This window comes from Bradyrhizobium sp. UFLA05-112 (assembly GCF_053572325.1).
Window position 1 is genome coordinate 92,260 of record NZ_JBANBK010000014.1, and the last position, 20,257, is coordinate 112,516.

The 20,257-nt window shown below is 64.6% G+C and carries 20 protein-coding genes; 4 read left to right on the forward strand and 16 right to left on the reverse strand.

Annotated elements, in window-relative coordinates; genetic code table 11:
- Positions 1–88 precede the first annotated feature (88 nt).
- From SO180_RS11140 to SO180_RS11170, 7 genes are all read right to left on the reverse strand, one after another.
- The gene (locus SO180_RS11140) at positions 89–919 is read right to left on the reverse strand and encodes a flagellar motor protein MotB (protein ID WP_449378861.1); all 831 of its coding nucleotides are present in this window, start codon (positions 917–919) and stop codon (positions 89–91) included.
- A 22-nt stretch (positions 920–941) separates the two neighbouring features.
- Positions 942–1,715 carry a motility protein A gene (locus SO180_RS11145; protein ID WP_449378862.1) on the reverse strand — a complete coding sequence of 258 codons (774 nt, stop codon included), beginning with the start codon at positions 1,713–1,715 and terminating at the stop codon, positions 942–944.
- A gap of 282 nt (positions 1,716–1,997) precedes the next feature.
- Positions 1,998–2,291, reverse strand: coding sequence for a DUF1330 domain-containing protein (locus tag SO180_RS11150; RefSeq protein ID WP_449378863.1), 294 nt, complete (start codon positions 2,289–2,291; stop codon positions 1,998–2,000).
- A gap of 42 nt (positions 2,292–2,333) precedes the next feature.
- Positions 2,334–3,053: an RraA family protein gene (locus tag SO180_RS11155; RefSeq protein ID WP_449378864.1), complete on the reverse strand. Its 720-nt coding sequence runs from the start codon at positions 3,051–3,053 to the stop codon at positions 2,334–2,336.
- A 252-nt stretch (positions 3,054–3,305) separates the two neighbouring features.
- On the reverse strand, positions 3,306–4,187 hold the full coding sequence (locus SO180_RS11160) for a CDP-alcohol phosphatidyltransferase family protein (RefSeq protein ID WP_449378865.1): 882 nt from the start codon (positions 4,185–4,187) through the stop codon (positions 3,306–3,308).
- 238 nt (positions 4,188–4,425) lie between these two features.
- Complete coding sequence (locus SO180_RS11165) at positions 4,426–5,130, reverse strand: phosphatidylserine decarboxylase (protein WP_449378903.1); 705 nt, start codon at positions 5,128–5,130, stop codon at positions 4,426–4,428.
- A gap of 78 nt (positions 5,131–5,208) precedes the next feature.
- Positions 5,209–7,167 carry an ABCB family ABC transporter ATP-binding protein/permease gene (locus tag SO180_RS11170; protein ID WP_449378866.1) on the reverse strand — a complete coding sequence of 653 codons (1,959 nt, stop codon included), beginning with the start codon at positions 7,165–7,167 and terminating at the stop codon, positions 5,209–5,211.
- A gap of 201 nt (positions 7,168–7,368) precedes the next feature.
- Between SO180_RS11170 and SO180_RS11175 the strand changes: the two genes are divergently transcribed.
- Complete coding sequence (locus SO180_RS11175; RefSeq protein WP_449378867.1) at positions 7,369–7,974, forward strand: LOG family protein; 606 nt, start codon at positions 7,369–7,371, stop codon at positions 7,972–7,974.
- Positions 7,975–7,981: 7 nt separating this feature from the next.
- Here SO180_RS11175 and SO180_RS11180 read toward each other — a convergent pair whose 3' ends face one another.
- The 4 genes from SO180_RS11180 to cysS all read right to left on the reverse strand — a co-directional run bounded on the left by SO180_RS11180 (position 7,982) and on the right by cysS (position 11,960).
- Positions 7,982–8,359, reverse strand: coding sequence for a VOC family protein (locus SO180_RS11180; RefSeq protein WP_449378868.1), 378 nt, complete (start codon positions 8,357–8,359; stop codon positions 7,982–7,984).
- A gap of 117 nt (positions 8,360–8,476) precedes the next feature.
- Positions 8,477–10,075, reverse strand: coding sequence for a citramalate synthase (gene cimA, locus SO180_RS11185; protein ID WP_449378869.1), 1,599 nt, complete (start codon positions 10,073–10,075; stop codon positions 8,477–8,479).
- A complete protein-coding gene (locus SO180_RS11190) occupies positions 10,072–10,563 on the reverse strand; it encodes a GNAT family N-acetyltransferase (RefSeq protein ID WP_449378870.1) in 492 nt (163 codons plus the stop codon). Before SO180_RS11190 ends, cimA begins: the two co-directional genes overlap by 4 nt.
- Positions 10,563–11,960: a cysteine--tRNA ligase gene (cysS, locus tag SO180_RS11195; protein ID WP_449378871.1), complete on the reverse strand. Its 1,398-nt coding sequence runs from the start codon at positions 11,958–11,960 to the stop codon at positions 10,563–10,565. Before cysS ends, SO180_RS11190 begins: the two co-directional genes overlap by 1 nt.
- 291 nt (positions 11,961–12,251) lie before the next feature.
- On the opposite strand from cysS, the gene SO180_RS11200 reads away from it, so the two are divergent.
- Together SO180_RS11200 and SO180_RS11205 are read left to right on the forward strand one after the other, a co-directional pair.
- The gene (locus SO180_RS11200) at positions 12,252–12,557 is read left to right on the forward strand and encodes a hypothetical protein (RefSeq protein ID WP_449378872.1); all 306 of its coding nucleotides are present in this window, start codon (positions 12,252–12,254) and stop codon (positions 12,555–12,557) included.
- Positions 12,558–12,681: 124 nt separating this feature from the next.
- A complete protein-coding gene (locus SO180_RS11205) occupies positions 12,682–13,869 on the forward strand; it encodes a DUF2865 domain-containing protein (RefSeq protein WP_449378873.1) in 1,188 nt (395 codons plus the stop codon).
- A gap of 254 nt (positions 13,870–14,123) precedes the next feature.
- On the opposite strand, the gene SO180_RS11210 is transcribed toward SO180_RS11205, so the two are convergent.
- The 3 genes from SO180_RS11210 to SO180_RS11220 are packed head-to-tail and all read right to left on the reverse strand — an operon-like array spanning position 14,124 to position 17,653.
- A complete protein-coding gene (locus SO180_RS11210; RefSeq protein WP_449378874.1) occupies positions 14,124–15,881 on the reverse strand; it encodes an NAD+ synthase in 1,758 nt (585 codons plus the stop codon).
- Positions 15,882–15,906: 25 nt separating this feature from the next.
- The gene (locus tag SO180_RS11215) at positions 15,907–16,260 is read right to left on the reverse strand and encodes a diacylglycerol kinase (RefSeq protein ID WP_449378875.1); all 354 of its coding nucleotides are present in this window, start codon (positions 16,258–16,260) and stop codon (positions 15,907–15,909) included.
- 4 nt (positions 16,261–16,264) lie between these two features.
- On the reverse strand, positions 16,265–17,653 hold the full coding sequence (locus SO180_RS11220; RefSeq protein ID WP_449378876.1) for a class II 3-deoxy-7-phosphoheptulonate synthase: 1,389 nt from the start codon (positions 17,651–17,653) through the stop codon (positions 16,265–16,267).
- A 183-nt stretch (positions 17,654–17,836) separates the two neighbouring features.
- On the opposite strand from SO180_RS11220, the gene SO180_RS11225 reads away from it, so the two are divergent.
- Complete coding sequence (locus SO180_RS11225) at positions 17,837–18,733, forward strand: alpha/beta hydrolase family protein (protein ID WP_449378904.1); 897 nt, start codon at positions 17,837–17,839, stop codon at positions 18,731–18,733.
- Positions 18,734–18,736: 3 nt separating this feature from the next.
- Here SO180_RS11225 and SO180_RS11230 read toward each other — a convergent pair whose 3' ends face one another.
- Positions 18,737–19,000 (reverse strand): hypothetical protein, encoded by a 264-nt coding sequence (locus SO180_RS11230; RefSeq protein WP_449378877.1) that lies wholly within the window; start codon positions 18,998–19,000, stop codon positions 18,737–18,739.
- 190 nt (positions 19,001–19,190) lie between these two features.
- Positions 19,191–20,192, reverse strand: coding sequence for an AraC family transcriptional regulator (locus SO180_RS11235; RefSeq protein WP_449378878.1), 1,002 nt, complete (start codon positions 20,190–20,192; stop codon positions 19,191–19,193).
- Between the last annotated feature and the right edge of the window lie 65 nt (positions 20,193–20,257).

Genomic DNA, 20,257 nt, shown 5'->3' on the forward strand with positions numbered 1-20,257 from the left:
GCAGGCGCCCGTGCGGATGCTGTGACGGAGCAGCCACGTTCATCGCCGCGCGACCACATGCCTCAGGTAAAATCGTAGCGCAAGGGATTTAGGGCTTCAGATTCGGGGGCAGTGGCGGATCTTCGCGCATCAGTGTGATGGTCACGCGGCGATTGGCGGCCAGGGACGGATCGTCAGGAAACAGCGGCTGGGTGTCTGCCTTGCCGGAGACGGCGAAGATGTGCGAGGGCGGCAGCCCTTCACGCTCGAGGATCTGGCGCACCGCATTGGCACGATCAGCCGAGAGGTCGAAGGCGCCGTAGTCGCTGCGGCTCGGCACGAAGCCCGCAGCGGTGTGGCCGACGATGGAAACGCGCAGCGGCGTCGCCTTGAGCGGCACCGCCAGCTTCTCGATCAGGCGGCGGGTGCGGTCATAGGGCACCTTGGAGCCGTCCGCAAACATCGAGCGGCCGTCCTGGTCGACGATCTCGAGATTGAGGCCCTGCTTGGTCTCCTCGAACATGATGTGCTTGGACATCTCGGTGAGCTCGGGCAGGTCCTGAAGCGCCTGGCGGAGCGAGGCCGCGGCAAGCGCGAAGTCACGATCGACCTTGATCTTCGCGCCCGAAGTGCGGTCGCGATCCTGCTGATCCGGGGTCGGCGTGTTGGACGCGTCCTCGGGCTGGATGTGGTCGACGTTCTTCAGCTTGGGGCGCGTGGGCAGGCCGTCGGATTCGATGATGCCGGCATAGCGCGCCTCGCTCTGGATGCCGAAGGCGTCGCGCATGGAGCCTGCGACGATCTTGAGCTTGTTGGCGTCCTGGGTGGAGAACGCGACGAGCATCACGAAGAAGCTCATCATCAGGCCCATCAGGTCGGCGAAAGTCACGAACCAGCCGTGACCGCCTCCATGTGCATCGCCGCGCTTCTTCTTGGCCATGTCCTAAACCCGGCGTGGCTGATCAGGCCGGCACCGGCTCGCCCTCGGCGTGGCGATGCTTCTCCGGCAGGTAAGCCAGCAGCATTTCGCGCACCAGGGTCGGGCTCTTGGAGTCGCGGATCATCAGGATGCCATCGATGATCAGCGTGCGGTTGGTTTCCTCGTCGAGCAGCTTGCCGTGCAGCTTGTCGGCGATCGGCAGACAGAACAGGTTCGCCACCAGCGCGCCGTAGAGCGTCGCAAGCAGCGCGGTCGCCATGAACGGGCCGAGCTTGGAGGGGTCGGTCATGTTGGCGAACATCTGCACCATGCCGATCAGGGTGCCGATCATGCCGAAGGCCGGGGCGCAGTCGCCGATGGCGCGGTAGATCTTGCTGCCCTCGTCGAGATGCATGAGGAAGTTGTCGCGATCGCGCTCGAGATTGTCGCGGATGAAGTCGAGGTCGTAGCCGTCGGCGACGTAGCGGATGCCCTTGGCGAGGAACGGCTCGTCGGTCTCGACCTTTTCCAGGCCCACCGGGCCCTGCTTGCGAGCGATCTCGGCGATGCGGGCCAGCTCGTCGACGAGATCGTGGGCCGACAGCCGGCTCATGGTGAAGGCGAACTTGGCGCCGAGCGGCAGGCCATGCATCAGCGCACTGAGCGGAAAGCGGATCATGGTCGCGGAGACCGAGCCGCCGAAGATGATGATCATCGCATGTTCGGAGATGAACATGTGGAGATCGCCACCCATGATCATCATCACCGAGATGACGATGAGGCCGGCCACGAGCCCAACGCCCGTCATGATATCCATGGGAGACTCCAACCCGCACGCCACACACCGGCCGTCCTGGCCGGCGGCGCGGCCCAACCCCGAACCGCGTGGCAGGAACCCTAAAGAGCTGCCATTAAAGACGCGTAAAGGTTAAGTGTGGCCTGCCTCGATCCGGCTACATCGCGGGGCTCATCGCGCGGGCGAATTGCCGCGCCACGATAGCGATCTCAACACTCTGCTAACCATAATCGGCCGGTTGAGCCGACAGGCTGGTCAGTTCCAGGCTGAGCGCAGTCCCGTCTTCGCGTGTTCACAGGAGATCTAGTCTACCTGCCCCTCGACAATGACGAGGTTTGTGACCGCGCTTCCTTGTCGAAGTCCAATGATCTTCTGATACGCTGGCGATCTGTACCAGCCCTCAGCAGCCTCTCGCGACGGGAATTCGATAATCACCAGACGCGGGTGCGGCCATTCCCCTTCCACCAGTTGGAGATTGCCGCCCCGCACGACGAATTTACCTCCGAAAGCCTTTAGCGTTTCTGCAACGGCCCGTCGATATTCGGCGAACATGGCCTCGTCTTTGAGAGTCTCGGTCGCGATAACGAACGCTTTCATGATCGCCTCTTCGCCCGATACCCCAAATTTCGATCCACACTGCTAATGGATCTCCGCCGACCGCTGCAACGCGGCCTTCAGCTTCTCCAGCGAGAAGTCAGGGCTGCGCGCGATCTCGAGGATCGGGGTCTCGCGGCGGCCACAGAGCTCGGCGGCCTCGGGGAGTTTTGCGGCGACGTCGAGCGGGATCACGATTGCGCCGTGTCTGTCGGCGTGGATCAGGTCATCCGACTTCACGGTCATGCCGGCGACCCTCACCTCGCCGCCGAAGCTTTCGGCATGCACCCAAGCATGCGACGGGCCGATCGAGCCGGCGAGCGCCTGGAAGCTAGGTGCCCATTGCGGGATGTCGCGGATCGAGCCGTCGGTGACGACACCGAGGCAGCCGAGCGCCTTGTGCACGTTGCTCTGCACCTCGCCCCAGAACGCCCCGTAGCCGACGTCGGGGCCGTCGATGTCCTGGATCACGGAGATGCGCGGCCCGTGGCCGGTGCCGACATATTCGTAGTATTCGATGCGGCGCTTGGCCTGCTCTTCTGCAGGAAGCGAGGATTTCAGCACCGAGCGGATCGCGACCGTGCGCGCGTAGCCGACCATCGGCGGCAGATCGGGAAATGGGCAGACCAGCGGCTTGGTGGTGAAGCCGATGAGCCGCCGCTCGGGCGCCACGATCTCCATGGCGTTGCAGATCGTCGGCGTGTCGTAGCGGCCAAGCGCTGCGAGGACGGATGCAGGCAGCGGCCCGGTTGCGGATGTCGTCACGGCGTTCTCTCCCCTTTTGGCCGCGGCTGTTCGCAAGCGCCGCAGACCCAAGGCGATATAGCCGAGATCGGACGTTAACCCAACGGGCGCGCCTTCATGGCAGATATCCGTGCCTGCGGCTCAGAGCATGATCCGGACCCGAAGGGCCGCGTTAGCGCAAAGTGTGAAGCGGTGTTCCCTCGCGACAAACGCGGAACGCGTTTGCGCGGAGATATGCTCAAACAACAACCTAAAGCGTGATCAGATCGCGCTTCAGTGCAGACGCCCGGGCCGGTCGTCGTGCGGGGGGTCCGGCAGGTTCGGCGACAGAGCCGGCGCAGGTCCGGGCGGCGTGACGCCGACCGGCGCCGGTGACGCAGCGGCGAATGCGCGCGCCTGCCTCTGATAGGACCTCCAGCCCAACGGCAGGGCGAGGAGATAAAGCACCGAGCCGGCCAGCAGGATGTACCAGGGATAGCTGATCAGGAGCGCGATGAAGAAGACCACGCCGACGAACACCGGCAGCACCAACTCCGGCGGCACGCGCATGCGCACCGTCTTGCCGGAGAACACCGGCAACCGCGACACCATCAGGAAGGCGATCAACAGCGTGTAGCCGGCCGTCACTGGCGCGGGCCAGCGCCCGAGATCCAGGAACGCCGCGTAGATCGGCAGCAGCACCGTGATCGCACCGGCGGGCGCCGGGATGCCCGTAAAATAGTTCGACGCAAACGGCGGCTTGTTGGGATCGTCCATGGTGGCGTTGAAGCGCGCGAGCCGCAAGCCACCGGAAATCGCGAACACCATGGCCGCGATCCAGCCCGCATTGCGCAGCTCATGCAGCTGCCAGAAATACAGCATCAGGCCGGGCGCCACGCCGAAATTGACGAAGTCGGCGAGGCTGTCGAGCTCGGCGCCGAATTTCGACTGGCCCTTGATCAGCCGCGCAATGCGGCCGTCGATGCCGTCGAGCGCCGCAGCGAACACGATCGCATAGACGGCAAGGGTCATCCGCCCTTCGATCGAGAGCCGGATCGAGGTCAATCCGGCGCAGATCGCCAGGAGCGTGATGACGTTAGGCACCAGCATCCGCACCGGGATCGGGCGGAAGCGCCGGCGGCGCACGTCAGGGTTCTTGAAGTCGTAGGGCGTCATGGCTTTGACCTCGCTTCCCCGGGATATAGCAAGCCGCCCCGCCCCCCGCCAATGCGCTCGCGGGACCTTTCGCCGATGTAATAGTTAATCCTGCTACGCAATGAGCACTCTCGCCCTCATCCTGAGGAGCCCGCCAAAGGCGGGCGTCTCGAAGGATGACCACGGGTTGAATCCGGGCCTTCATGGTTCGAGACGCGCTTCGCGCTCCTCACCATGAGGGTCTAGCCACGCAGCAAGTTTAACTGGCGCGGTAGGACCGGCCGGTGTCGTCAGCGACGATATCGGCCAAAACCGTCTCGCCAGCGATCGCGGTCTGACCTTCGGAGACCAGCGCCCTTGTGCCGAGCGGCAGATAGACGTCGAGCCGCGAGCCGAAGCGGATCAGGCCGAACCGCTCGCCGGCGCCGATCGACTGGCCCTCCTTGACGAAGCAGACGATGCGCTTGGCGATGAGGCCCGCGATCTGGACGACGCCGATCCGCCCCTGCGCCGAGGAGATCACCAGCGAGTTGCGCTCATTGTCCTCGCTCGCCTTGTCGAGCTCGGCATTGATGAACAGACCGGGCCGGTAGGCGATGCGGTCGATCCGGCCCGCTATCGGGGCGCGATTCACGTGGCAGTTGAATACGCTCATGAAGATCGAGACCCGCGGCAGCGGCCGATCGCCGAGCCCGAGCTCGGCCGGCGGCAGCGCCATCGTGATCATCGAGACCCGCCCGTCGGCCGGCGAGACCACGAGCCCCTCGCGCACCGGCGTCACCCTGACAGGATCGCGGAAGAACAGCGCGCACCACACCGTGAGCAGCGTGCCGATCCACCCCAGGGGCGACCAGAGCCAGAACAGGAAGAGGCTCGCCAGCGCGAAGATGCCGATGAAGGGATAGCCCTCCTTGTGGATCGGCGGGATCTGCCGTTGGATCGAATCGAGAATGGACATCGCTATCTGCCGCCTGGGGTTGATGGCGCGCGGTCACCTCGCGCGCGGGAGAGGTTTAGGCCAGAGTTGGGACCGTAGACAAGGTCACTCGGCGGCCGCCGGCGTCGTGAGGACGTCATCGACCGGCGGCGGCTCGCGGTTCGGCGCCTCGCTGGACTCGGCGATCTTGGCGAGCTTTTCGCGCGCGGCCTCCGCCTCGCGCTGCCTGTTCCACATGCCGGCATAGAGCCCGCCGAACGCCAGCAGGCTGGCATGCGTCCCCCGCTCCGCGATGCGGCCCTGGTCGAGCACGATGATCTCGTCGGCGCCGACGATGGTCGAAAGCCGGTGCGCGATCACTAGCGAGGTGCGATTCTTCGAGACGCGGTCGAGCGCGCCCTGGATCTCGTGCTCGGTGTGGCTGTCGAGCGCCGAGGTCGCCTCGTCCAGCACCAGGATCGGCGGCGCCTTCAGCACGGTGCGCGCGATCGCCACGCGCTGTTTCTCGCCGCCGGAAAGCTTCAGGCCGCGCTCGCCGACCTGGGTCTCATAGCCCTTCGGCGCCATGCGGATGAAATTGTCGATCTGCGCCAGGCGTGCCGCCTGCTCGACGTCCGCATCGCTCGCGTCCCAGCGGCCGTAGCGGATGTTGTAGCGGATGGTGTCGTTGAACAGCACGGTGTCCTGCGGCACCATGCCGATGGAGGCGCGCAGCGAGCCCTGCGTGACGTCGCGGATGTCCTGCCCGTCGATCAGGATCCTACCGCCGGAGACGTCGTAGAGGCGAAACAGCAGCCGAGAGATCGTCGATTTGCCGGCCCCAGATGGCCCGACGATGGCGACGGTCTTGCCGGCCGGCACCTCGAAGCTGATGCCTTTGAGGATCGGCCGCGCCGTCTCATAGGCAAAGCGCACGTCCTCGAAGCGCACCGAGCCTGCGGACACCACCAGTGGCTTGGCGTCCGGAGCGTCCTTGATCTCGGCCTCGCGCGACAGCACGTTGAACATCTTTTCAATGTCGATGATCGCCTGCTTGATTTCGCGATAGACCATGCCCATGAAGTTCAGGGGCTGGTAGAGCTGGATCATCATGGCGTTGACCAGCACGAAATCGCCGACCGTGTTGCGCCCGCTTCGTACGCCGATCGCGCACATCAGCATGGTCGCGGTGAGCCCGAGCGTGAAGATCACGGCCTGGCCGGTGTTGAGCACCGCGAGCGAGGTATAGGTCTTGACGCTCGCCTCCTCGTAGCGCTCGACCGAACGGTCGTAGCGCTGCGCCTCGCGCGCCTCGGCGCCGAAATATTTCACGGTCTCGTAGTTGAGCAGTGAGTCGATCGCCTTGGTGTTCGCCTCGGTGTCGGAATCGTTCATCTTGCGGCGGATGCCGATCCGCCACTCGGTGGCGATGTAGGTGTAGTACATGTAGATCACGACGGTGATCAGGGTCGCGACCACGTAGCGCCAGTCGAACTGCCAGAACAGCACGGCCATCAGCAGCGACACCTCGACAATCGTCGGGATGAGCTGGAGGATCACCATGCGCACGATGACCTCGATGCCCTCGCGGCCGCGCTCCAGCACGCGCGTCAGCCCACCGGTCTTGCGCTCGAGGTGAAAGCGCAGCGACAATTCGTGCATGTGGATGAAGGTGATGGTGGCGAGCTTGCGCACCGCGTGCATGGCGACGCGGGCGAAGATGCCGTCGCGCCACTGCGTCAGCACCGCCATCAGGATACGGGTTGCGCCGTAGCTCGCGGTGAGGACCAGCGGCGAAGCGATCACCCAGAGATGCCAGTTGGAGGCTTCCACGGGCGCCGTGTTCGCGCCGGTCAGCGCGTCGGTCGCCCACTTGAAGGTGAACGGTACCGATAGCGTGATGAGCTTGGCGATGAGCAGCAGCACCATCGACCAGACCACGCGCATCTTCAGGTCGAAGCGGTCGCTCGGCCAGATATAGGGCCACAGATGCGCCAGCGTTCCGGCTAGGGTCGCCCGCTCCGCGGAGTTGCGGGCGGCATCAGGGACATCGCCGCCTGCGGGGGACGAATGAGGGTGAGCCATAGACAGCCTTGGAAGACCCGCCGGATGCGAGCCCGTTTGCGATTAACCGGTTTCGCCTGTCATATAGAGGCTTCGAGCCGGCTGCGCACCCCGCCGGACGGCTATTCTCGATTGTTTGTCGTGATTTACCGGTAGATTTCCGGGAGTTGCGAATCACCGATTGGACTTGACGCCCCTACGCTGCAATGCATCATGGGTTCAATGAGCACTATCAAAACCGTCTGTGTCTATTGCGGCTCCGGCCCAGGAACCAATCCCCGTTTCATCGAAGGCGCCAAGGCGCTCGGCAAGGCGCTCGCCGAGAACAACGTCCGCCTCGTCTATGGCGGCGGCTCGGTCGGCATGATGGGCGCAGTCGCGACCTCCGTGCTCGACCACGGCGGCACCGTCACCGGCATCATCCCTGACTTCCTGCGGATGCGCGAGAACGCGCTGACCCGCGTGCAGGAGATGGTCGTCACGCCCGACATGCACGAGCGCAAGCGGCTGATGTTCGAGCGCTCCGATGCCTTCGTGGCGATGCCGGGAGGCGTCGGCACACTCGAAGAGCTGGTCGAGCAACTCACCTGGAAGCAGCTCGGCCGTCACGCCAAGCCTGTGCTGCTCGCCAATATCGACAATTTCTGGGAGCCGCTGTTCTCGCTCTTGTCGCACATGCGCCAGACGGAATTCATCCGCGCCGGTCTCAACATCGACATCCTCAAGGCTGATCGCGTCGAGGATATCATGCCGATGCTGAAGACCGCCGCGGCGCAAGTCGCCGAGGCGGAGAAGAACCTCGCGCCCGAGGTTGCTCGGAAGCTCTAGCCTCTATTCATTCGCTCGGAAACGTCACCGCCTCGATGCGGTTGCCGTCAGGATCGGCAACGAAGGCCGCGTAGTAGCGCACGCGGTCGTGCGCGCGGAGGCCCGGCGCGCCGTCGGAGGCACCGCCCGCCGCAAGAGCTGCGGCATGAAAGGCGTCGACATCAGTAGTCGTCTTCGCCCGCAGGCAGATGTGGACGCCGCTCCCCGGTGCTACGGGCGACATGCCGGCGCGATAGTTGATCCAGAATTCCGGATAGGCCTTGCCGAAGCCGACGGTCCCCGGCCGCGTCACCAGGCGCGTGAGCCCGAGTGTGCCAAGCGTGGCCTCGTAGAATTTTGCGGAGCGACCGAGATCGCTGACGCCGACGGAGATGTGGTCGATCATGTCTGCGTTCCCCCTCATCTCCGCTGTCATCGCCCGGCTTGGCCGGGCGATCCAGTATTCCGCGACGCCCGAGAGCTACTGACCCCGCTTTCGCGGGGTATGACAACCGTTGCGGATCTACGCCGGCGCGCCCGACTTCACGAGCTTGTAGATCACCGAATCCATCAGCGCCTGGAACGAGGCATCGATGATGTTGGGCGATACGCCGACCGTGGTCCAGCTGTCACCGTTCTCGTCCTCGCTCTCGATCAGAACGCGCGTGACCGCGCCGGTACCGCCATTGAGGATACGCACGCGGTAGTCGATCAGCTTCAGGCCCTCGATGTACTTCTGGTACTTGCCGAGGTCCTTGCGCAAGGCGACGTCGAGTGCGTTGACGGGGCCGTTGCCTTCCGCCGCCGAGATCAGGTGCTCGCCGGCGACGTCGACCTTCACCACGGCGAGCGCAACGGTGACGCGCTCGCCGAGCGCGTTGTAGCGTTGCTCGACATTGACGTCGAACTGCTCGACCTCGAAATAATGCGGCACCTTGCCGAGCGTGCGCCGCGCCAGCAGCTCGAACGACGCGTTGGCGGATTCATAAGCGTAGCCTTGCGCCTCGCGCTCCTTCAGCTCCTCGACCAGCCGCGTCAGTTTCGGGTCGCTTTTCTCATAAGCGATGCCGGCGCGGTCGAGCTCGGCGATGACGTTGGAGCGGCCCGCCTGATCGGACACCAGCACCTTGCGATGGTTGCCGACGGCTTCCGGCGCCACATGCTCATAAGTCTGCGGATCCTTCAGCACGGCGGAGGCGTGGATGCCGGTCTTGGTGACGAAGGCGCTCTCGCCGACGTAAGCCGCGTGCCGGTTCGGCGCGCGGTTGAGCATGTCGTCGAGCGTGCGCGAGACCTTGACGAGGCTCGCAAGCTTCTCACCCGTCACGCTGATCTCGAAGACGTCGGAGAATTCTTCTTTCAGCTTCAGCGTCGGGATCAGCGAACAGAGGTTGGCGTTGCCGCAGCGCTCGCCAAGCCCGTTGAGCGTACCCTGGATCTGCCGCGCGCCGGCACGTACCGCCGCGAGCGAGTTCGCCACCGCCTGCTCGGTGTCGTTATGGGCGTGGATGCCGACGTGATCACCTGGGATGTGCTTGATGACCTCCGTGACGATCGTCTCGACCTCATGCGGCATGGTACCGCCATTGGTGTCGCACAAGACCACCCAGCGCGCGCCGGCCTCATAGGCTGCCTTCGCGCAGGCGAGCGCGAAGTCCGCGTCCTCCTTGTAACCGTCGAAGAAATGCTCGCAATCGAGCATCACCTCGCGGCCGGCCTTCTTCGCGGCGCTGACGCTGTCGCGGATCGAGGCGAGGTTTTCCTCCTTCGTGGTCTCGAGCGCGACGCGCACCTGGTAGGCGGAGGATTTTGCGACGAAGCAGATCGCATCGGCCTTCGCCTCCAGCAGCGCTGCAACGCCGGGATCGTTGGAGACCGACCGCCCCGCCCGCCGCGTCATACCGAACGCGGTGAAGCGAGCGTGCGAGAACTTCGGCTTCTCGGCGAAGAATTCCGTATCTTGCGGATTGGCGCCGGGATAGCCGCCCTCGACATAGTCGATGCCGAGCTCGTCCAGCATCTGCGCGATGACCTGCTTGTCGGCCAGCGTGAAGTCGACGCCATTGGTTTGCGCGCCATCGCGCAGCGTGGTGTCGAACAGATACAGGCGCTCCTTGCTCATTGGGTCGCTCCGAGCGTCTTCTTCATGGTGGTGTTGGCGAGCCATTCGTCGTTGATGGTGATGCTGTTGCGCTGCTGGGCGGTGTAGCCGTGCTTGGCGAAGAAGCCCTGCGCGGTGTCGCTGGCATCGACCGTCAGGCTCGTGGCGCCACGGCCGCCGGCAAGCTTCTCCAGCGCATCAACCAGCAGGGTCGCGATGCCCTGCCCGCTGACAGCCGGATGCACATAGAGCATGCGGATGTGATCGCTACCGCGCAGGGAGGCAAAACCGACGGGCGAGCCGTCCAGCGTTGCGACCAGCGTCAGATCGGAGGCAAGCTGGCGGCCGAACTCGTCGTCCTCCGCCGCCGCCATCCAGGCTTCCTGCTGCGCCTCGCTGTAGTCGTCGCCGGTCAGCTCCTCGATGGCAGATGCGAAGATCGCGGCAAGGACCGGGACGTCGGCGGGCAGGAATGGCCGCAGCGCGGGCTTGGGGAGAGCTCGGGCCATCACGCGAGCTCCCAGGTCGTTACCGGCTTGCCGTCGGCATCCTTGCCGTCCTTGAGCACGACGCCCTTGGCAGCGAGCTCGTCACGGATGCGGTCGGATTCCTTGAAGTCTTTCCGCGCACGCGCTGCCGTGCGCTCCGAGATCAAGCGGTCGATCTCGCTCGCATCGACGCCACTTGCCTGCCGCTTCCGTCCCTCCCACTGCGCCGCGCTTTCGGAGAGGAAGCCGAGCAACCGCAGTGACGCCGCCAAGCCGGCGGCATCGGACGTGTTGCGCAGACCATGCAGCGCCGCGATCGTCTGGGGCGTATTGAGGTCGTCCAGCAACGGCTCGATCACCGCCGCAGCCGGCTTGCCTGGTGGAACGTCCGCTGCGACACGATACCAGTCGTCGAGCGTCTTGCCGCTCTCCTCCAGCGACTTCAAGGTCCAGTCGATCGGCGAACGATAATGCGTCTTCAGCATGTTCAGACGCAGCACCTCACCCGGCCAATCTGCGAGCAGGTCGCGGATGGTGATGAAATTGCCGAGGCTCTTCGACATCTTCTCGCTCTCGACCTGGAGGAAGCCGTTGTGCATCCAGTAGTTCGCCATGCGCGACTGATGGAAGGCGCAGCAGGTCTGCGCGACCTCGTTCTCGTGATGCGGAAACACGAGATCGATGCCGCCGCCGTGAATGTCGAAATGCGTTCCGAGGTGCTTCCAGGCCATGGCCGAGCACTCGATGTGCCAGCCCGGACGCCCCTCTGCCTTGATGCCGGCCGGCGATGGCCAAGACGGCTCGCCGGGCTTGGACGGCTTCCACAGCACGAAATCGGTATTGCCTCTCTTGTAGGGCGCGACATCGACACGGGCACCGGCGACCATCTCGTCCAGCGAGCGATTGGACAGCGCACCATAGCGAGGCAGCTCGGAATTGGCCGCGTTCATCGCCTGCGGCGAGAACAGCACGTGGTCCTCGGCAACATAGGCAAAGCCGCCGGCGACGAGCTTCTCGATGATCTCGCGCATCTCGCCGACATGCTCGGTCGCGCGCGGCTCGACACTCGGGCGTAGTGCGCCGAGCGCATCGACGTCGGCGTGAAACTGCCGGCCCGTCTCCTCGGTGACCTTTCGGATCGCCTCGTTGAGCGGAAGCCCCGGAAAATCCCGCGCGGCGCGATCGTTGATCTTGTCGTCGACGTCGGTGATGTTGCGGACATATTTGACGTGCGCCTCGCCATAGAGATGACGGAGCAACCGAAACAGCACGTCGAACACGATCACCGGCCGCGCATTGCCGATATGGGCGAAGTCATAGACGGTCGGTCCGCAGACATACATGCGGACGTCCCGAGGGTTCAGCGGCACGAATGTGCGCTTTTCCTTCGTCAGCGTATCGTAAAGGCGCAATTCCATAGGGATACCCAAAGGCTGTTGGCCGGGCGTCCAGTGCTCTCAATGTGTTTTGAGAAAAGACGGCTCCAGCCAGCGAATCGCTAGCTCGTAATCTCGCGGCAAATGATGCAAATGGCGAGGAGACCGTTCATGCGGAACATATGGGCCACAAGCGGGCCTGCCGTCAAGTGAGCCGCGAAAAAGCCGCTTTCCCTGCCCAAAGCGGCCGCGTCCCGCCATCAGGGTTAATCATCCTTAACCTTTTGAGTTTATTCATGTGGTGGCGGTTCCTTCCAAGCCACGGTGCATTTCATGCGATCCTTTTCGGCACTCCTTTGCTGTGCCTTCATCGTTGCCGCCTCGAGCGCCTCGGCGGAGACCCGCGTCTTCATCATCGCCAATCAGGCGGACGGCTACGGCGTCGACCAGTGCCTGGCCAAGGGCGACCAATGCGGTGCGCACGTCGCGCGCTCCTATTGTCAGTCCCGCGACTTTGCCCAGGCCTCGTCCTATCGCCGGGTCGATCCCGACGAAATTACCGGCTCCGTCCCCAAATCCGGCGCAAACTGCTCCCATGGCCATTGCGACGAATATGTCGCAATCACCTGCCAGCGCTGAATTCGCTCGGAACTGGCTGACTTTAGGCCCGATCTTCGCGCCCGAAACGACGTGACGATGCCCCGAGAAGCGGGTATTGGAGGGCCGCATCGGCCCCCATGTTTGGGGCCGTGACATCGCTAGAATGGCGGATATGCCGGAATTTCTCTCTCTCTTTCGCTCCCGTTCGATCCTTGCCGGCGCCGCGCTGATCAGCGCGCTCGCCTTCGGCACTGACGCCCTCGCACAAGCAGGCCCCCCTGGGCCGCCGCCAGCGCAAGCCGCGCCTGGGGCGAACCCGATCTGCTCGCGGCTGGAAGGCCAGCTTGTCGCGCTCGACCGCGGCGGAAGCGGCGATCCCGCCAAGGACGATCAGATCCGCCGTTACCAGGATTCGGCAACCCGCCAGCAGGCCGAGCTCGACCGCGTCACCGCGCAAGCCAAGCGCATGGGCTGCGACAGTTCCGGCTTCTTCTCGCTGTTCAACAACCAGTCGGCGCAATGCGGTCCGGTCAACACCCAGATCCAGCAGATGCGGGCCAACCTCGACCAGATCACCTCCAACCTCGAGCGGCTGCGTGCAGGTGGTCCAGGCAGCTACAGCCCCGACCGCGACAACCAGCGCCGCTCGGTGCTGGTCTCGCTCGCGCAGAACAATTGCGGCCCGCAATATGCCAACGCTGCGCAGTCGCAAGGCCCCGGCAATTTCCTCAGCAACCTGTTCGGCGGCGGCAACAATCCCAATAATCCTCCGCCCGGCGCGCCGCCCGCGGATCTCGGCCCGCAATCCGGCACGTATCGGACGGTGTGCGTCCGCACCTGCGACGGCGCCTACTTCCCGGTTTCGTTTGCCACCGTGCCCGCGCGTTTCCCCGATGACGAGAAGACCTGCAAGGCACTGTGCCCGGCGGCCGACGCGGCGCTCTACGCCTATCGCAATCCCGGCGAGGACATGAACGCGGCGGTCTCGGTCAACGGCCAGCCCTACACCGCACTTCCGAACGCCTTCAAATTCCGCAGCGAGTTCAACCCATCCTGCTCGTGCAAGGCCGCGGGCCAGAGCTGGGCGGATGCGCTGAAATCGGCCGACGACAAGGCGGCGGTCCAGCAGCAGGGTGACATCATCGTTACCGAGGAAAGCGCCAAGAAGATGCAGCAGCGGCAGCTCACCAAGGGTGCGCCGACGAGCGGCAAGAAGGGCGCGACGCCACCGTCGGAGCCGACAGCGACTGCACCGGCCGCAACACCGCCTGCGGACACCACGACCACGACGAACGAGAACAAGCCGATCCGCTCGGTCGGACCGACCTTCCTGCCGCAGCAGCAGAAGTAAGGCTGCTTCGCAGCCTCCTATTCCGCCGTCATGCCCTCGCGAAGGCGGGGCATCCAGTACTCCGCGGCGCGAGCCGTTTCCGACGACATGCGCCCCGGAGTGCTGAATCATCCGCCTGCCGCCTACGCTAAAGCTTTGGCGCGCCTGGACCTTAGCCTCGGCGAAGCCTTGGCGTAGCCGGGTCGCGGATGATGACAGCGTCACGGCTGGCGAGGCCGCCTGGCTTACGACACCGGTCTCCAAACTCGCTAACTCTACCCCTCGAACGCGTCGATCGAGGCGCGGCTGCCGCGCGAGACCAGCGTTTCGTCCGGCGCAGGCAAGGGCTCGCCCTTGTCGCGGAATCGGTTGGTGATGGGATAGCGGCGGTCGCGACCAAAATTCTTGCGCGTCACCTTCACGCCCGGCGCGGCCTGACGGCGTTTGTATTCGGCGATGTTGAGGAGGTGGTCGATCCGCGTCACCACCGCACGGTCGAAGCCTGCGGCGATGATCTCCTCCAGCGGGTCCTCGCGCTCGACCAGGCGCTCGAGCACCGCGTCGAGCAGATCGTAGGCCGGCAGCGAATCCTGATCTAGCTGATTCTCGCGCAGTTCCGCCGTCGGCGGGCGTGTGATGATGTCGGGCGGAATGACCTCGCCGGAGGGGCCAAGCGCGCCATCCGGTTTCCACGCATTGCGCAGGGCCGCCAGCCGAAACACCTGCGTCTTGTAGATGTCCTTGATCGGGTTGAAGCCGCCGTTCATGTCGCCATAGAGCGTAGCGTAGCCGACCGACATCTCCGACTTGTTGCCGGTGGTCACCACCATCAGCCCGGTCTTGTTGGAAATCGCCATCAGCAGCATGCCGCGGGTGCGCGCCTGGAGATTTTCCTCGGTGATATCGGGCGGCAGATTTTTGAAGATGTCGGAGAGGATGGTCTCAAAACCGTTCACCGCCTCTGCGATCGGCAGCACCTCGTAGCGGATCCCGAGATGACCTGCGAGCTCGCCGGCATCCGCGATCGAGCTTGGCGCCGTGAAGCGGTACGGCAGCATCACGCCATGCACCTGATCGGCACCGAGCGCATCGACGGCGATCGCCGCGCACAAGGCTGAATCGATGCCGCCGGACATGCCGAGCAGCACGCCGGGAAAAGCGTTCTTGCCGACATAGTCGCGCAAGCCGAGCACGCAGGCCGCATAATCGGCCCGGTCACCTTCGGGCAGTTGCGCAATCGGACCAGTGCAGCGCCAATCGTCGCCGGCCTTGGTGAAGTGCAGCGTGGTGACGCTCTCCTCGAATGCCGGCAGTTGCGCGGCAAGCGAGAGGTCGCCGTTCAGCGCGAACGAAGCGCCGTCGAACACCAACTCGTCCTGCCCGCAGACCTGGTTGAGATAGACCAGCGGCAGGCCGCTTTCGGTCACGCGCGCGACCGCTACCGACAAGCGCACGTCGCCCTTGTCGCGGGCGTAAGGCGAGCTGTTCGGCACGAGGATGATTTCGGCGCCGGTCTCGGCCAGCGTCTCGACGACGTTCTCGTAGTCCTCGGATTCCTCCAGCCAGATGTCCTCGCAGATCGGCACGCCGATCCGCACGCCGCGCACGGTCATTGGGCCGGCTGCAGGCCCGCGCGCAAACAGCCGCTTCTCGTCGAACACACCGTAGTTCGGCAGGTTGGCCTTGAAACGCAGGCTGGCGATGCGGCCGCCATCGAGCAGCGCGCAGGCATTGTAGAGCTTGCCGTCCTCGACCCAGGGCGTGCCGACCAGCATGGCGGGACCGCCATCGGCGGTCTCGCGCGCGAGGCTTTCGATCGCGGCGCGGCAGGCGGACTGGAAGGCAGGTTTCAGCACGAGGTCTTCGGGCGGATAGCCGGCGATGAACAATTCCGGAAACAGCACGAGATCGGCGCCGGCGCTTGCGGCTTGCGCGCGTGCCGCGCGCGCCTTCGCGGCATTGCCGTCGATATCGCCCACCGTCGGATTGAGCTGGGCGAGCGTGACCGCGAATTCGTTGAGACGTTCGGTCATGATCGCCTGTTGTCCAATCCTGTGGCTAGACGAAACCCAATCGCTCGACGAGCGCAAAGATCCAGAAGGCGCCGGCCATCAGCAGCGCCACGCCGACGGCAGCCGAGCCCATGTCCTTGACCCGCCCGATCTGCTTGTCGTGGTCCATGGTGAGACGGTCGGCGAGCTTCTCGATCGCAGTGTTCAGCAGTTCGACCACGAGCACGAATGCGACAGCACACACCAGTTCGACCGCGCGCATCGCGGTCACGGCGATGAACCAGGCCAGCGGAAGCGACAGCAGGAGCGCAAAGATCTCCTCACGGACGGCCTGCTCCGAGCGAAACGCAAAGGCCAGACCGTTACGGGAGTTGATCGTGGCCTTCCAAATCCGCAGCAAGGTCTTAGAGCCCCGCTGCGAACGGCATCGGCTTGGCCTTGCCGACGCGTTCCTGCTTGAGGAGCTCCGCGACCAGGAAAGCCATGTCGATCGATTGCTCGGCGTTGAGGCGGGGATCGCAGACCGTATGGTAGCGGTCGTTGAGGTCCTCGTCCGTGATCGCGCGCGCGCCGCCGAGGCATTCAGTGACGTCCTTGCCGGTCATCTCCAGATGCACACCGCCGGCATGCGTTCCTTCCGCCGCGTGGATCGCGAAGAACGACTTCACCTCCGAGAGGATGCGGTCGAATGGCCGGGTCTTGTAGCCCGTGGTGGAGGTGATGGTATTGCCGTGCATGGGATCGCAGGACCAGACCACCACACGCCCCTCGCGCTGCACCGCGCGGATCATGTTCGGCAGATGCTCGCCGACCTTGTCGGAGCCGAAGCGGCCGATCAGGGTCAGCCGTCCGGGCTCGTTGTCGGGGTTGAGCACGTCGATCAGCTTGAGCAGCTCGTCGGCCTTCAGCGACGGGCCGCACTTCAGCCCGATCGGATTCTTGATGCCGCGGAAATATTCGACATGGCCATGGTCGAGCTGACGGGTGCGGTCGCCGATCCAGATCATGTGGCCTGACGTGGCGTACCAGTCGCCGGTGGTGGAATCGACGCGGGTCATCGCCTGCTCGTAGCCGAGCAGCAGCGCCTCGTGGCTGGTGTAGAAATCGGTCGCGCGCAGCTCGGGATGGCTCTCGAGATCGAGGCCGCAGGCGCGCATGAAGTTGAGCGCGTCCGAGATGCGGTCGGCCAGCTCCTTGTAGCGGCGGGACTGTGGAGAATCCTTCAGGAAGCCGAGCATCCACTGGTGCACGCTGCCGAGATTGGCGAAGCCGCCGGTCGCGAACGCGCGGAGCAGGTTCAGCGTCGCCGCCGACTGGCGGTAGGCCATCAGCTGCCGCTGCGGATCCGGCACACGCGCTTCCCTGGTGAACGCGATGTCGTTGACGATATCGCCGCGATAGCTCGGCAGCTCGATACCTTCAACCTTCTCTGTCGGCGAGGAGCGCGGTTTTGCGAACTGGCCGGCGACGCGACCGACCTTCACCACGGGGACGGCGCCCGCATAGGTGAGCACGACCGCCATCTGGAGCAGCACGCGGAAGAAGTCGCGGATGTTGTTGGCGCCGTGCTCGGCAAAGCTCTCGGCGCAGTCACCGCCCTGGAGCAGGAAGGCCTCGCCGGCCGCGACGCGGGCCAGCGCCTTCTTCAGGTTGCGCGCTTCGCCGGCGAACACCAGCGGCGGAAAGCTCGCAAGCTGCGCCTCGACATCGGCCAACGCCTTCGCATCGGGATAGTCGGGGACCTGCAGCACGGGCTTGCTGCGCCAGCTCTCGGGTGTCCACCGCTCGGACATCGCAAATCCTCTTTCTCAAAGCAAAAACTGCAACCTGATCTGTGGGTTGCGCGAGCCGCCTTATACACAGGCTAGCATCGCCTCGCCAGTTGTAAATCCATTTACGCATGCAAGCCCTTGCGGGCAAAGCCGAATTCACATTTGCTGGGGACTGCGGGAGAAACTTTGGGGCGTACGCTGCTCATGGACGCGGCACTCGACGACGTCTTTATCGACGACATCACTTTCCCGGCCGTCGACGGGTATTCGCTAGGCGGCACCCTGTTCCTGCCGCGTGGCGCCAGGCGTCACGCCGTCCTGATCAATTCTGCCACCGGTGTCCCGCGAAAGATCTATCGCGGCTTTGCCTCCTACCTCGCCCATCGCGGCTGTGCGGTCCTGACCTACGACTATCGCGGCATCGGCGACTCCCGCCTGCCGGCGCTGGTCGGCCACAACCAGCCGAAATCGCTGGTCGGCTTCAAGGCCTCGATGTCCGACTGGGCCGCGCTCGACGTCACCGCCGCCGTCGCCTGGATGCGCGAGCGCTATCACACACTGCCCCTCAACTATGTCGGCCATTCCTTCGGCGGCCAGGCGCTCGGGCTGATCGCGAACAACGGCGAGATTTCCCGGGCGCTGTTCGTGGCGTCGCAAGCCGCAACGTGGAAACTGATCCCGCCACCGGAAAACTACCGCGTGTTCGCGTTCATGAATTTCATCGGCGTGCCCGTGGCTCATCTGCTCGGCTACGCGCCGGGCTGGCTCGGCATCGGCGAAGATTTACCCAAGGGCGTGTTCCTGCAAGGCACCAAATGGGTGAGCAGCCCGCGCCACCTCTTTGATTCCAGGTTGCCGGCGCTGGCAAACTTCGCAAGCTACAAGGGCGCGCTGCGCGCCCTCACCTTTTCAGACGATCCCTGGGCGACGCGGTCCGCAGTCGAGCTGCTCTGCGCCGGCTTCACCGCGATCAAGCCGGAGGTGGTCACGGTCAAGCCGTCCGACATTGGCGTCAAGACAATCGGCCATTTCGGCTTCTTCCGCCCCGCCCACCGCGACGCGCTCTGGCGCGGCATGGCCGAATGGATCCAGGGGGAGTGACGGCTAGCGAATGACGGTCGTCAGCGACGAGTAGCGCTTGTTCAGCTTTGCTTCGGTCGGCGAGAACTGCGCGAAGGCGTCGCTAACGCGGACCGCCGGCGGCGTGTCGCTCGCGAAGCGAAACTCTTTCGGCCGCGGCGCATAGAAGTCGCGGCTGTAATAGGCATCGTCGAAACGCGTCTCGCTGATGCCGAACAATGCGTCGCAGACGAACAGGAGTGCGCACACTCCCGCAACCGCAGCGACGATCTCCTTGAAAACAGACATGTTGAGGCCCCACCCTTTTCCGGGAGGATGCAGGTGGGTTCCAAAGGCCGGGTTTAAGACTGCGCGGCATTTGTCGGGAGAGTTGCTCGCGGGTCGGCGAATTGCAGACAATTTGAACGAATGCGTTAGCGTCGGCGCAACGCGCGGCACGCCTCCTCGCTGGTCCCCTGAGAGCAAGAAGACGTTTTCGCTAGACTGCGTCGCCTCTCACGCGCCGCAACGTCTCCGACGGCAGCTCACCGAACCTGTCGCGATATTTTCCGGCAAAATGTCCGAGATCGCTGAACCCGGCATCGAGCGCCGCCGTCGTCACTGACCCCTGACCATCATCAACGAGCAGCCGCTCGCGCGCGCGTTCAAGCCGGCATGTCAGTATCCAGTCGCGCGGCGAATAGCCGAGATAGCGCTGAAAATTCTCCTGCAGCGAGCGCAGGCTGACGCCGAGCCCGGCCGCGAGCTTCGAAATCTCGATCGGCTGGTCAGCATGCGCCTTGATGTAATCGCGCGCGCGGCGGACGATGGCCGGGCTGCGGTCGATATGGCTCACGGAGAGCGCCTGCGCGACGCGTGGAAACATTGCGGCCGTCACCAGATTGACCAGCATCTCCTCGGTCGCAGCCGCCGCCAGCGGCCCCATGCCGATAGCGTTCAGGCTGGTCATCTCGGCCATCGCTGCGTTCAAGTGCCGGGCGAGCGCAGCGGCGACCGGCGCGCCGAGATCGAGACCTTCGCTCAACTCGGACAACAGCACGTCCGCATCCTGCGTGCGGCCGGTCAGCCGCTCGGCGCGTTCGACCGCGACGTTCCCAGGCACATAGAACACCAGCACGGAGGCGTCCGTGACCTCGAGCTTCGACCGCTCGAATGGCCGGCCGATGCTGGCCTGGCGCATCGGGTGATAGTCCTGCAGATTGTCGCCGCGACCGCGGCGGAAGCCGCCCGTGACGGGGATCGAGACGTGCAGGGAATCGTCAGTGCTGCGCTCGACGCTCAAGCCGGCCAGATCGACCCGCATCAGTTGCGCCGCGCCGAAATGGATCGCCTTGAAATCGATCGTTACGCGCCGCGTCTGCCCGAGCCGCTCGACGCGGGCATCGCCGCCGTACATCGCGTGGGCGAGCTCGTTCGCTGCATCCAGCGTCAGTGTCTTCGAAAATCCCCGTGCGGACAGGTCGTCCAGTCGATTGGGCATGACGACATCCCAAGCCCTCGGTTTGACGCGAAACCGAGGCTCATCCCGCGCAAAATACCAAACCG

Bases quoted from the DNA above. Each gene is read 5' to 3' on its own strand.
- SO180_RS11140 (WP_449378861.1), bottom strand. From the start codon at position 919: ATGGCCAAGAAGAAGCGCGGCGATGCACATGGAGGCGGTCACGGCTGG.
- SO180_RS11145 (WP_449378862.1), bottom strand. From the start codon at position 1,715: ATGGATATCATGACGGGCGTTGGGCTCGTGGCCGGCCTCATCGTCATC.
- SO180_RS11150 (WP_449378863.1), bottom strand. From the start codon at position 2,291: ATGAAAGCGTTCGTTATCGCGACCGAGACTCTCAAAGACGAGGCCATG.
- SO180_RS11160 (WP_449378865.1), bottom strand. From the start codon at position 4,187: ATGACGCCCTACGACTTCAAGAACCCTGACGTGCGCCGCCGGCGCTTC.
- SO180_RS11170 (WP_449378866.1), bottom strand. From the start codon at position 7,167: ATGGCTCACCCTCATTCGTCCCCCGCAGGCGGCGATGTCCCTGATGCC.
- SO180_RS11175 (WP_449378867.1), top strand. From the start codon at position 7,369: ATGAGCACTATCAAAACCGTCTGTGTCTATTGCGGCTCCGGCCCAGGA.
- SO180_RS11180 (WP_449378868.1), bottom strand. From the start codon at position 8,359: ATGATCGACCACATCTCCGTCGGCGTCAGCGATCTCGGTCGCTCCGCA.
- cimA (WP_449378869.1), bottom strand. From the start codon at position 10,075: ATGAGCAAGGAGCGCCTGTATCTGTTCGACACCACGCTGCGCGATGGC.
- SO180_RS11190 (WP_449378870.1), bottom strand. From the start codon at position 10,563: ATGGCCCGAGCTCTCCCCAAGCCCGCGCTGCGGCCATTCCTGCCCGCC.
- cysS (WP_449378871.1), bottom strand. From the start codon at position 11,960: ATGGAATTGCGCCTTTACGATACGCTGACGAAGGAAAAGCGCACATTC.
- SO180_RS11200 (WP_449378872.1), top strand. From the start codon at position 12,252: ATGCGATCCTTTTCGGCACTCCTTTGCTGTGCCTTCATCGTTGCCGCC.
- SO180_RS11205 (WP_449378873.1), top strand. From the start codon at position 12,682: ATGGCGGATATGCCGGAATTTCTCTCTCTCTTTCGCTCCCGTTCGATC.
- SO180_RS11210 (WP_449378874.1), bottom strand. From the start codon at position 15,881: ATGACCGAACGTCTCAACGAATTCGCGGTCACGCTCGCCCAGCTCAAT.
- SO180_RS11220 (WP_449378876.1), bottom strand. From the start codon at position 17,653: ATGTCCGAGCGGTGGACACCCGAGAGCTGGCGCAGCAAGCCCGTGCTG.
- SO180_RS11225 (WP_449378904.1), top strand. From the start codon at position 17,837: ATGGACGCGGCACTCGACGACGTCTTTATCGACGACATCACTTTCCCG.
- SO180_RS11230 (WP_449378877.1), bottom strand. From the start codon at position 19,000: ATGTCTGTTTTCAAGGAGATCGTCGCTGCGGTTGCGGGAGTGTGCGCA.
- SO180_RS11235 (WP_449378878.1), bottom strand. From the start codon at position 20,192: ATGCCCAATCGACTGGACGACCTGTCCGCACGGGGATTTTCGAAGACA.